We start from the raw sequence: 13,062 nt of genomic DNA on the forward strand, positions 1-13,062 counted from the left end.
ATTATATTCTTTAATCTAAGGAGGATTTTATTATGAAAGAAATTACATGCGACGTAGTTGTAGTTGCTGCTGGTCCATCTGGGCTTGCTGCCGCTATTTCAGCTGCTGAAAATGATATGTCAGTTGTTGTATTTGAAAAATCAATGAACACAGGTGGTGCAGCCAATATGGGTATGGGGCCATTAGGTCTTGGAACTAGTGTTCAACGTAAAGAATTATCAACTGTAGATAAAAATAAAGCTTTTGATATGTTTATGAATTATACTCATTGGAGAGTAGATGCAACTTTAGTTAGAAAGTATTTTGATAAATCTGCTGATACTATAGATTGGTTACAAGATATGGGAGTTGAATTCTATAAAGCTTCTAAATATTTTCCTGGTTCAGAGCCTACTTGGCATATTGTAAAACCAGAATCTGGAAAGCCCGGTCCAAGAGCTGCAGCTACTATGATAAAACGTATGACTGAAAGAGCTGTAGAATTAGGTGTTCAATTTTATTTTGAAACACCTGGAAAAGAATTAATAAAAACTGATGGTAAGATAACTGGAGTTATTGGTGAAACTCAAGATGGAGAAGAAATAAAAGCAAACTGTAAAGCAGCTATTATTTGCACAGGTGGTTTTGGTGATAATGCTGAAATGATAAAAGAATATACTGGATATGAATGTGAAAAAGATTATTTTGGTTTCCGTATCCCTGGTTTAGTTGGAGATGGAATTAAAATGGCTTGGAATGTTGGTGCTGGTAAAACTGATGTTAGTATAGAAATGGCTGTAACTCTTCCTGGAGAAAATGTCACAACTTCAATTCACGCTGCATTTAACCAACCAAATCTGTTAGTTAATTTACAAGGTGAACGTTTCTTTAATGAAGAACACTTTGAAAATAGTACTTATGCTGGAAATGCTATAAATATTCAAAAAGATCGTTGTGCTTTTATGATTATCGATGAATCAATTAAAAGACAATACCTTAAAAGAGGTGTAGATGTAGTAAGTATGGTTCTAAATCAAGAGACTATTGATGGTTTTGATGAGCATATGGAAACAGCAATCTCTCAAGGAAATCCTTACTTATTTGTTGCTGATACTATTGAAGAATTAGCAGAGAAAACTGGAATTAATTGTGATAATCTTTTAGATACAATTGATGATTATAACGATGCTTGTGAAGCAAGAGATGAAGCTTTCGGAAAGCGTCCTGAATACATGAAACCAATCAGAAAAGGAAAATTCTATGCTGCTAAATTCTTCCCTGGTGCATATGGTTCATTAGGTGGAATTAAAATCAATCATAAGACAGAAGTTGTTACTCAAGACTATGAAGTTATTGACGGTCTTTATGCAGCTGGAACAGACACTTGCACAATTTATGGTGACAGTTATATGTTCCTATTACCAGGTAACACTATGGGATATGCATTAAACAGTGGACGTATGGCCGGTGAAAATGCTTCTGATTACGTAAATACCTTATAATCTCTTTAAATCATAATTGAAAATAAAAGATAAGTTTACAAATTATATGTGAAGAATAAAAAGATATGCCCCTATAACAAATAATCCCATACATACAAACTCCTCTATGTATGGGATAATTCTTAATTTACAAAACTTTATTACTATTAAAGAATTCTAAAACTACATAAATCAATTTAATTATTTAGTCCATAATTTTCAAAATAAACACTATTTCAAATATGAAAGGAGAAAATTTAAGCACTACATATTTTGTGTTTGATGTGTGATAATCTATGAAAAATGAACAGATAAACTCTCTAATTGAATTAATGCCTTATATTAATTCACTTTTTAACATAAATACAAACATCGCTATAACCGACCTAAATCAATTTATTTCAGTTCAGCAAGGTGATGGCGCAATGAACGTAAATTGTAAGGCAGGAGACCCATTCAATACTAATAACCCCTTTTTTGAATCTATATCTAAAGACAAAAAGACTTTTACAGCCTTTAGAGCTCCTGATGATACATTCAAAGTCCCTACCTGCTCAACAATTACACCTTATTATAATGCTGATAACTCCATAGCAGGTTTTATACTTGTTGTACGTGACCTTGAACAACAAACAACGGTGCAAAACCTATCCCTTAATATTTCACAGACCTTCTCAGACTTTAATAAAAGCTTTGATAATATTCTTAAAGAAATTTCTAAATTATCAGAAGAAGCCCATTCTAATGTTCAGGATGCTAATATGCTAATGCAGCGTATCGATGATATAGATATTATAATAAAATCAATTCAGAATATTGCCAATCAGTCTGGCCTACTAGCTTTAAATGCGAAGATTGAAGCTGCACGAGCTGGAGAAGTTGGAAAGGGATTCGGAGTTGTTGCTACAGAAATCGGAAAACTAGCTAGTTCAAGCAAAAATTCTGCTGAAGCTGCTAAAAACTCTTTATCAGCTATGAAACAAGCTATTGAAGAAATTAATATACGGATCAATTCTATTGAAAATAGCACCAACAATCAAGTATCATCAATTAGTGATATATCAAAAAATGTAATCGATATCCATGATGATTTATCAAATTTAGCAGAAACTGCAAAACTTATTAAAAGTTAAACAAAAGCCCAAGTGACTTGGGCTTTTTATTTAACACTTTATTTATTTGAATAATCTTATTAAATTTATTTAATTCTAGTTATTTTACTCTCATCTAATTCATGTTGCTTTGAAATCATATCTGCATGCCCAATAGCAATAGCTGCTACAAATTGATTTCCTTTTGGAATACAAAATAATTCCTCATAAATGGCTTTCTTATCTCCATTAAACGCTACTCTCATTCCACCAAGTATAATACTAGAAAGACCAATACTCTCAGCTGCAATAACAATATTTTCAATTGCAATCCCACAGTCAAGCATGTCAAAATGACCTTTTAATGGAGAAGAAACTACCACTAATAATGGTGCATCAAAAATTACTTTGTTATTACGTGACTTTAATCTTTCAATTGCTATTTCATCACCTGAATTCATAGCAAGCTCAACAAGATAGTCTTCTAAACCTGTTATTAATTTTGTTTCTTCTACAAAAGAGAAATGCCAAGGCTGTAAATTAGCACCACTAGGTGCTGCTAGAGCTGCTTTCATTAAAATATCTATCTCTATTTCACTTATTTTATCTTTTTTAAATTTGCGTATAGAACATCTTTTCATTATTGATTTTATTGTACCATTCATATTAATTCCATATCCTTTCTATTAATTAATAAATGTGCATAATATAATAAATTATTATGCACATTTATATGTTAAATATCTAGTTAATTATAGGTAATTATTATTCTTCTATAGCACGTCTTAAAGCTTCTTGATGACGTCTAACTTGTTCAATACTGTCAACTTCAAAAGCATCATTAATCATTCCATGTCCTTCATATTCAGTAGATAAGAAGCCATGGTAACCTGCTTTTTTATAAGCAGCTACTATTTCTTTAATTGGCATTGATGTTTCTTCATAATTTTCATCTATTTCATAACATTTTGCATGTGTATGATAAATATATTTTATATTATCAATAACATCTTGAGGATCACACCATGTGTAATTAAATGAAGCTCCTGCATACGCCATATCCACTTTGCTTCCATTTGCTTTAGTAATTGCTTCCATTAATTCTGGCATTCCATTAGCTTTCATGTATTCACCATGTGCACGTCCAAGATTTGTATCATATTTAATCTTTGTAAATCCTTTTGCTACTCTATTTGCAAAAGCTTCATCTACAAGCTTAACACAGTCTAAGTTAGCTCCTCTACGTATAGCTTGCTCACGAAGCTGTCTTGGAATTTTATTGCAGAATATACCAAAGTCAGGCATAAATCCAAAGTGCTTTGTTCCAGTACGAAGGATCATTTCCATATATCCATCTGCCCAACCAGAATTTAAAGAGAATGGTGAATGAACTTCAATACATACTTTAATATCATTTTTTTCTGCACACTCAAGACTTCCTTCAATAACGTCCATTGGTGTTGCAACAAGAGTACGTAAAGTTTTGAATCCAAGTTCTTTTGCTATTTTAATATCTCTTTCCATCATTTTAACTTGCTCACGAAGAGTAAGGGTTCTATTATCATAAATATGATTTTCCAAAAAGGCATCATAGCAAGTAGGTTCTGTTCCATACTTCTCCATCCAACCAAACCATTGTTCTTTAAATTCTGGTGTGATTATAGGAAAAGAATCCACCATTTGTTCAGCTAAAAGTTCAATTCCTGTAGCGCCAGCTTTTGATGCTTCTCTAATACATCCTTCTAAATCTAGTTTACCAACATAATATTCTGATTGATAACTATATAATGATACACTTCTTCCAATTTTATAATCCATCGTTATTTCCTCCTATCTAATCTCAAAATCATATTCACCAGGATGTACTAAAATCATTGGCATATATGATGGTGCAATAGTTTGAGTACATTTAATATGATGCGCACCTGTTTTTAAACCGCCTTGTTTCATTACAGTAACTGTAGCAAATTGACCAAATAGCCAACGATTATCTATAACTGTACGCATTTCTTCTAAAGTAAAGGTTTCACCATTTACAGTAAAACGAATATCTTCTCTTTGATATGCTTCCCCATCAACCTCAACTTCAATATTTCTTATAATAGAAAGTGTAACTCCACGATAATATTGGATTCTCATATCAAATTGGAATCCTACTATTTCATCATTCACTACAGTATTTTTAAATCCATCTGGATTATACATATGCTTTGCAAACATTTCCTTTACTCCCTTCATTTTTTATCTAATAACTATATACTTTAAAATTATCAATTATCAATGATCAGTACTCGATTGTCAATGATCATTGATAATTGACAATTGAATATTAAGTTCAGTTTTGAATCTTTAAGATTTGAACAATTCTTTTTTCAATATATATAGCTTAATTTTCAATTTTGAAATTATAGATACCAATCATATTTTTCATTGTCTGCACTTTATAAGGATTAATCTTTTTATTATCAAATATTATATAGCTTTATATAATATTTTAATTCCATAAATATATGTCACTTACACAATTGATATAATTGGTATCTTCTAATAAATTGAATTAAATATACCTTATTTAATTAATTCATCAAAATTCTTATATTTTTCTAACATTTTCGGTAAAGTCTCTTGGTTTGCTTGTAATTTTGGAACACAAACTTTTATCATACCTTGGATTTCATCATAATGTTCTTGTAATCCAATCTTAGTTCCTCTTGCACGATTTTGTTGCTCTTTACTAAATTCAACCTTTACTTTATCTCCCTCTATAGATAAATGACCTTCTATTCCACAGATTGGACATTCAACTGTTGTAGTTTTGTTTACACTAAGTAAATTACAATGGCAAACTGGACAAGTCCCCTCTTCTCCAAACCATTCAACTTCTTCATATGGTTTTCCAACAGCTTCTGCAACTCTCTTTCCTAATTCTCCCACTCTGTTCATTAAATCTTGATCTAAAACAGGATTTGCAGTTCTTCCCATATCATAAGCATCAATTTGCCCAACAACCTTCATCATTAATGAAAATCCAAATATATTCATTGTTGGAAGTCCTAATGAAACCCAATTTTGTGTACTAGCTCCACCAACAGAAATATATCCTACATATCTATCTTTAAATGCTCTTTCATCTAATAATTCTGTACCTGCTGCAATACGTTTATTTTGTTCTGCTACAAGCGCAGCTCTGTCATGAGCTGGTCCAAAACGATCAATAAAATTCTTTAGTTGCCCTGATGGTGCAATTGCAAATACTGGTGCAGCTAATATTACTGCATCTGCATCTAGAACAGCTTGTTCTAATATTTCATAATCGTCTTTTATAATACATTTAATTTGTTTACCATTATTTCTTCCTGCACTACAAGCATCACAGCCTTTGCAGTGTTGAATATTCATATTAACAGCATTTATAAATTGTACATCCGCACCAGCTTCTTTTGCTTTATAAAGAGCCTCCTTAACTAATATTTCACCACATCTCATTTTTCTTCCAAAAGATATTCCTAATACTTTCATTTCAATCTCCTTTTCTTGATTATCTTCTAATCAAAATCATATTTTATATTTAAATAATATTAATTTAATTATTTACTAATTTGTTTGATAGGCATTCATTCAAACAATGAATGCCCATGCTAAATCATATATTCTTACTTTTAAATTTACTAAACTCGCATTGATCACTGATCAACAACATTTAACAAAATATTTACTTTGGGATAACTTACTTAACCCAAGCTCCATTAGCACCTAATACATATCCATCAACTGTTGTATTAGCAAGCATTGTTCCTGATGCATTACAGTAGTACCAAGTTCCATTGTCATTGATCCAGCCTGTTTGCATTGCTCCTGATGCATTTAAGTAATACCAAGTATTACTCACATTTTTCCATCCAGTTGCCATAACACCTGTAGTTGGATCTAAATAATACCAAACAGTCCCATCTTGTTTCCAGCCTTTAGCTGCTGTTCCATCTGTATTAACAAAAGTCCATGTTCCATCTGCTGCTTTTGTCCATCCCGCTTTTGCAGCTTCTGTAGTTTTTGTATCAGTTGTTGTTTTATCTCCAGATGAAGCTTTGTTTGATATTACTGAATAAACGTTATTACTATTGCTTGCTTCATCGCTCCATACTAATATATTATTTTTATCACTAGCCTTTATCTTGCTCATTGCTCCATCTACTTTATAGATCTTCTCAAAACTCTCTTTTCCATCCCAATCCTTAACATATCCATTACTTAAGCAATATAAATCTCCTCCACCTATCGCCCATGCATCTTTATTCTCTATATCTGTTGAATCACTATCACTTAAATCTACGTAGCTATAGCCATTTTTATTTTTTAAAGTAACAGTTTGTCCATATAATTTATTATTACTGTTGTCTACATAAGCACTTGTTATGCATTTTGCACTTGTTGTAAATAACGGAGTATGATCACCACGTGATGGATCATAAATTCCAAACAATGATTCATATGTTCCGTTTTCATCAGTTAAAAAATAAATATTTGTTGACTTAGGATACTTAATTCCATCCACGTCCTCAGAAGCTTGTTCTTTTGATAATTTTTCTAGCACTCTTACTGAACCATCGCCATTAATATTGCTACTTGCTGCTATATAACCATTTTGTCCACCAAACTTTACAGTGCTAGTTACGTCTTGATAACTTCCAACACCTTTTTGTCTCGAATATATTGATAAGTCTGCTACTCTAAATATGTCAGCATATCCTTCTGTCAAAACAGCATTTTCCTTTATTGCTGCTTTAAATTCATATGTATTACCATCAGTACCTTTTAATTCATAAGTATCTTTTGTGTTTTTAATAGTAACACTTGCACCTGTTGAATATACTTTAAGGTCTCCTAAGCTATAGTCCCCATCTATATATTTTCCTTCTGTATCTGCATATATTGTAGATTTTGTTTGTCCATTAAGACTAGCAGTTTTTAGATCATATTGATAATGACTCCAAGTTCCAAAAGGACCATCGAAAAACACCTCACGAGTCCCTGCACCATAACGCTTTGGTTGAGCTGTAGCTATAGCATTAACTGCTGCATCAGTAAATCTTCCATCATTATCATTTTTTATATTTTTTCTTACTGCTGATGCTGCATCATCTATTACATCATCACCTATGCTATCATCTATCTTTTTACCAGTTTTATAATCTAAATAGTAATCTCCATCTTGAAATTCTAGATATTCATTCTTGTAAGTTTTTCCTACACTATCACCTGTTTCAATTCCATCAACCTTAGTATACTTATTATCGGCTACATAATAGCCAGCTTCCTCACCATTTATTTCTCCACCAATATAAAATAATCCATCACCTTTTGCATCACCTTGATAAACCGTACCTTCTTGAGCATCAATTGTTTTAACATCTGCCGCCATAACTGGAACCATTGATACAACAGATGCAGCAGCAATCAATAAGCTTGTAACTTTTGTAAATCTTTTTAACATATTTTTCATTTCCCCTTACTTTATTATTAGTTTATTTATTTTAATATTTTCTTTACATTCAAAAAACCTTACAGATATATAATCATAGTTTTTTAATACTAATAAAGAAAATTAATTAAAAACAGAGGTCAAATATATTATTTTTATCTTCTCTTTTTCCATCTTCCAACGCGAGTAAGCTTATCTGGACCTATAGATTTATTTCCTGAAATTTTTACTATTGCAGAAACTGGACAAATATCTATGCATTTACCACATTTAGTACAGTCAAACTCATCAATCATATGAATATATCCACTTTTTCCTTCAATTGCATCAAATTCACATACATCCATACATTCACCACATCCATCACAAACATCGCCCTTTATAGCAATATTTTGAGAATTCCCACATAAATCAACAGGACATTTTTTTCTTTTAATATGTGATTCATAGTTAGCTTTGAATAATTGCATTGAAGTTTTTACAAATTCAGTTGACTTTTGTCCGTAGCTGCATAAAGTTTCTTCTGATACTTCACTCGCAATTGCTTCTATTAATTCAAAATCTTCAGCTTTACTTTTTCCTTCTGTAGCATCTGAAATCATTTGCTTTAATTGATATAAGCCTTCTCTACAGAAGGTACATTTTCCACATGTACCTTCATACATTTTTGTTATTCCTTGTTTTGCAAAATCTACAATACATTCTTTTTTATTTAGAACAATAATTTCATTAGTACTGCTATTTTCAAAAATAGTTTTTTCTGCTTCAGACTCAGCAAGACACCTTCCACTTTGTCCTCCAAGGACAATTGCTTGAATTTCGTCTTCAAAACCTCCCGAAACTTCCTCAACTATTGCTCGTACATTAGTATTTTCAGGAATTTCTCCAATTCCTGGCTTATTTACAGCTCCTGTTACTGAAATAATTCTTGAAGGAATATATTCTTCTTCTACATCGAAATATGCTGCAATAGATGCCATAGTATCAACATGATGCATTAGATCATATTCTTCTACTTGCCTCACATCAATTTTCCCAATTGCAAATTCAACTTCAAAACCATATAATTCTATTTCTTTTATTTTATTTTCTAAAACTTTTTTTAAATTTGCCTTTTCTTCTGGAATATAAAGAATTCCTTTTAAAACATCCACTGCTCTTCCTGCTATTGCCATGCCACCTAAAACATTAGCTGGATCATTTTCAAGAAGACATATTGAAACATACGAATTATCTATATTATTAAAGCCAGTAATCAACTTTTTTTCTTCATTATTAGGTGCAGAAATCACTTTTTTCCACTTATCAGCAACACTTTCTGAATACACACCACATTCTTTTAACTGAAGTTTCTCAATTCTAGCTATTATTTCTTGTGATGATAAACTCATTGCTTTATATAATCCTTCAGATTCTAAATTATTTGTATTAAAATTACGCATAAGAATTGGTTTAAATTCATTTATCATAGTTAATCGTTGCCCCTTTCAATAGTAATTCCAGCAAAATCATTCCAAGTTTTAGGCTTTGATATTCCTAGACGCAAATCACATTGTAAGCATCTGCTGCTTTCTTTATTTGCTTGTTCACAGGTAAATCCATTTTCTGCTCTGCTAAAATTATTCTTTCGAGAATTCACATCAACTTCATTAGTAATAATTCTTTCTTCATATCCAAAGCCTGCTTTTTTACCTATACATTTGTTAGGCTCGTCTACATCAATAAGATGTTCTTCTATATTTCCATCTCCACCTAAAAATTTATCTATGGCTTTAGCTGCATCTCTTCCTGAAGCGACAGCTTTTACTACAGAGTTAGTACCATAAATTGCATCTCCTGCAGCAAAAATACCTTTTTTATTAGTTTCTTGCATGTCATTAACAACAATTGTATTTCCTCTACCTAATTCAAATCCACAACCTTCATTAATTTCTGGCCTTTGTCCTGTTGCAAATATAATTTGATCAGCTTCAAGTGTATGATTTGAACCTTCAACTAAATTTATTGTCAATCTTCTATTTTCATCAAATGACATCGATTCTATATTTACAAATTCAATCCCTGTAACCTTACCTTCTTCACCTAAAATTTTTGCAAAGGATTTTGAATAATGAATAGTAATGTCTTCTTCAATACCTGCTTTTACTTCATCTTTTGAAGCAGGTATGTTTTCTTCATTTTCTAAGCATGCCAAATGAACATTTTTTGCTCCAAGTCTTACTGCAGTACGCGCACAGTCAAAAGCAACATTTCCACCACCAAGGACTATTACCTTATCACCTATCTTTAACTCTTCATTCAAACTTGCAGCTCTTAAAAAATCCGTATTAACCAATACACCATCTAAATCATTTCCTTCAATTGGTAAACGTATACCTTTATGTGCTCCAATTGCAGCTAGAACTACATCATATCCTTCATTTAATAATGATTCAAAGTTTTCTATTCTTTTATTAGTAACAATTTCTACACCTATTTCTTTAATAAGATTAGCTTCTTCTTCTATTACATCTCTTGGTAGTCGATACTCTGGAATTCCTACTCTTGTCATACCACCAACATAAGGAAGTGCTTCATAAACTGTTACATCGTGTCCTTGCTTTTTTAAATAATATGCTGCACTTAATCCCGCTGGACCTGCCCCAATTATTCCAACCTTTTTCCCTGTAGGAGGAAGCTGCTTTCTATTTTTCTTCCAAATTTCTTTTTCATCATTTTCTACAGCAAAAAGTTTTAATTCTCTAATAGATATTGGTTCATTTACATTTCCTCTACGACACTCTGCTTCACAGGGATGACTACAAATATGCCCTAGTATTTTAGGTATAGGAAGCTTCTCTCTAATAACCGCTGTTGCTTCTGAATATTTGCCTTCATTTACAAGTCTTATATATGTAGGAATATCAGTTCCAGCTGGACAAGTATTTCTACATGGTACTAAAGCTGTTTCTTTATTCTTATTAAGATCAATTAGTTCTTTTTTATCCATTAAAGCTCCTGTAGGACAAATTTCAACGCAGGCCCCACAAAATTTACAATCTGCATCAATAAGTAATTTTTCATGTGGCGAACCAATATAAACTTCGCCATTTTTCTTTTGATAATCTATGGCATTAACTTTACGAACTTTCTGACATACTCTAGCACATCTTCCACATAATACACATCTTGTCATATCATGATCAAATAATGGATTAGAGGTATTTTTAGGAAACGGTTTCACTCTCATCCTCAAACGCTCAGGTCCGACTCCTAAATATTGAATTAAAACTTGTAATTCACATTTTCCATATTTAGGACAAGTAGAGCACTCTTCTGGGTGTGCTGCTAGAATTAATTCCATTGCAAGCTGACGTTTCTTATTAATTTTTTCTCCTTGAGTCTTAATAACCATTCCATCCTCAGCTTTTAAAGTGCAGCTTGTAACTATCTCCCCATTATTTTCAACAACACAAAGTCTACATGCTCCAAGTTCTGGTAAGTCAGGATGATGACATAAGTGTGGTATGTATATTCCTGATTCTAACGCACAATCCAATACACTTTTGCCTTCTTTAGTTATAATTTCTTTTCCATCAATATTTATCTTAATGTCTTTCAAACTAAATACCTCCATTCATTTTCATTAAACGTCGTTTATTTCATCGTATCGTTTTCATTAATTGCTTTTTATTTTTCATGATATTTCATAATTAAATTATATCATTTTTTCATTAAAAGTCAAACTTTTTACAGAAAATAATGAAACTTTTATCTTTATTTTCTGTAAAATTGATTTTTCATTCTATTTTTTTAAGTTTACTGGCAACATATTTCCATATCCTTCTAATTTAAATAATCTATTGATTTTATTTTTCATATATACTATAATTTATTACAAATGTTTTACAGAATTATCATATTAAAATTTACTTATTAATTTATCTAACTATTCTAATCTTTCATAGTAATAATAAATAATTTAATGCTATTTTCTTTAAAGCATTCTAATTCAATCAATGTAAGGAGGTACGTCATGGCTACAGTTATAGATGTTGCAAAAGAAGCAGACGTTTCAGTTGCAACCGTTTCCCGTGTATTAAATAATAGTTTTATGGTAACAGAAGAAAAGCGCGCACGTGTTCTTGCTGCTATCGAAAAGGTTGGCTACAAAGTCAGCACTAAAAATAAAGAATTAAAGCGTAACAATTCAAAGGTTATCTTAGTTATTACCGGTACTCTTCTTGAAGATTTATTTAGTAGTTTTCAAGATACTGCTAGCGACCTTGGATATCATGTTATCTACCATTATTGCGGTAATCAAATTAGTACAGAAAGTGCTAAGGAAGTTGTTAATATACTTAAAAATAATGTCATTGCAGGAATTGTACTGTTAGATATAACAGAAAGTAATAATGACTTTAAACAACTACTTAGTCATTATCCTATAGTTCAGATAGGAAATCCTCTTATAGATACAACTGATAACTATATTGTTTCAGCTGATGACCGCAAAATAGCTTATGATGTAGTTTCTCATCTCATTGAAACTGGTAAAAAAAGAATTGCTATTATTTCTGCTGAAACTGAAGGTAGATTTGTACATTTTGAAAGAGATCGTGAAAGAGGTTACATGGATGCATTAAGAGACAATGACTTACCTTGTGATGACTCCTTAAAATTCCATGTTGACTTTACAATGGATGGCGGAAGTGATGCAACAAAAAAAATTCTTGCTTCAGAAAACAGGCCTGATGCTATTTTCTGTATAAGTGATACTCTAGCGGTAGGATGTATTTACAGATTAAAAAGAGCTGGCATCTCGATTCCAGATGAAATTTCTGTTGCAGGTATTGATAATACTGAAATTACAGAGTTTTTTGATCCTCCAATCACAACTGTTGATCAATCCTTTAAGGAAATCGGCTCAGAAACTATTAAAATGCTAGTCTCGTTAATTAACGGTGAATTATCTAGAGGTAGAAAAATATATATAGAGCATCAGCTTATAATTAGAAAATCTACACAAAAAGATAATTAATATATTTAATTT

General features: G+C 31.5%; 10 protein-coding genes. 3 read left to right on the plus strand and 7 right to left on the minus strand.

Annotated features, from left to right (window positions below; all coding sequences use genetic code 11):
* The first annotated feature begins 32 nt into the window (after positions 1–32).
* Both CSPA_RS23065 and CSPA_RS23070 read left to right on the plus strand, forming a co-directional pair.
* Positions 33–1,481, plus strand: a complete 1,449-nt coding sequence (locus CSPA_RS23065) for an FAD-dependent oxidoreductase (protein WP_015394810.1) — start codon at positions 33–35, stop codon at positions 1,479–1,481.
* A 404-nt stretch (positions 1,482–1,885) separates the two neighbouring features.
* Entirely contained in the window at positions 1,886–2,593 is a 708-nt protein-coding gene (locus tag CSPA_RS23070) for a methyl-accepting chemotaxis protein (RefSeq protein ID WP_236907756.1), read from the plus strand.
* A 65-nt stretch (positions 2,594–2,658) separates the two neighbouring features.
* Here CSPA_RS23070 and CSPA_RS23075 read toward each other — a convergent pair whose 3' ends face one another.
* From CSPA_RS23075 to CSPA_RS23105, 7 genes are all read right to left on the minus strand, one after another.
* Positions 2,659–3,216, minus strand: a complete 558-nt coding sequence (locus CSPA_RS23075) for a nitroreductase family protein (protein WP_015394812.1) — start codon at positions 3,214–3,216, stop codon at positions 2,659–2,661.
* 100 nt (positions 3,217–3,316) lie between these two features.
* Positions 3,317–4,369, minus strand: a complete 1,053-nt coding sequence (locus CSPA_RS23080) for a sugar phosphate isomerase/epimerase family protein (RefSeq protein ID WP_015394813.1) — start codon at positions 4,367–4,369, stop codon at positions 3,317–3,319.
* Positions 4,370–4,381: 12 nt separating this feature from the next.
* Positions 4,382–4,789 carry a C-glycoside deglycosidase beta subunit domain-containing protein gene (locus CSPA_RS23085; RefSeq protein ID WP_242838571.1) on the minus strand — a complete coding sequence of 136 codons (408 nt, stop codon included), beginning with the start codon at positions 4,787–4,789 and terminating at the stop codon, positions 4,382–4,384.
* Between the two features lie 330 nt (positions 4,790–5,119).
* Positions 5,120–6,070, minus strand: coding sequence for a flavodoxin family protein (locus CSPA_RS23090; protein ID WP_015394815.1), 951 nt, complete (start codon positions 6,068–6,070; stop codon positions 5,120–5,122).
* Between the two features lie 208 nt (positions 6,071–6,278).
* On the minus strand, positions 6,279–8,042 hold the full coding sequence (locus CSPA_RS23095; protein WP_015394816.1) for an N-acetylmuramoyl-L-alanine amidase family protein: 1,764 nt from the start codon (positions 8,040–8,042) through the stop codon (positions 6,279–6,281).
* A 143-nt stretch (positions 8,043–8,185) separates the two neighbouring features.
* Positions 8,186–9,499, minus strand: a complete 1,314-nt coding sequence (locus CSPA_RS23100; protein ID WP_015394817.1) for an NADH-ubiquinone oxidoreductase-F iron-sulfur binding region domain-containing protein — start codon at positions 9,497–9,499, stop codon at positions 8,186–8,188.
* Positions 9,500–9,501: 2 nt separating this feature from the next.
* Entirely contained in the window at positions 9,502–11,631 is a 2,130-nt protein-coding gene (locus tag CSPA_RS23105) for an FAD-dependent oxidoreductase (RefSeq protein ID WP_015394818.1), read from the minus strand.
* A 414-nt stretch (positions 11,632–12,045) separates the two neighbouring features.
* Between CSPA_RS23105 and CSPA_RS23110 the strand changes: the two genes are divergently transcribed.
* The gene (locus CSPA_RS23110) at positions 12,046–13,050 is read left to right on the plus strand and encodes a LacI family DNA-binding transcriptional regulator (RefSeq protein ID WP_015394819.1); all 1,005 of its coding nucleotides are present in this window, start codon (positions 12,046–12,048) and stop codon (positions 13,048–13,050) included.
* Positions 13,051–13,062 lie beyond the last annotated feature (12 nt).

Source organism: Clostridium saccharoperbutylacetonicum N1-4(HMT), from assembly GCF_000340885.1.
GTDB lineage: Bacteria > Bacillota > Clostridia > Clostridiales > Clostridiaceae > Clostridium > Clostridium saccharoperbutylacetonicum.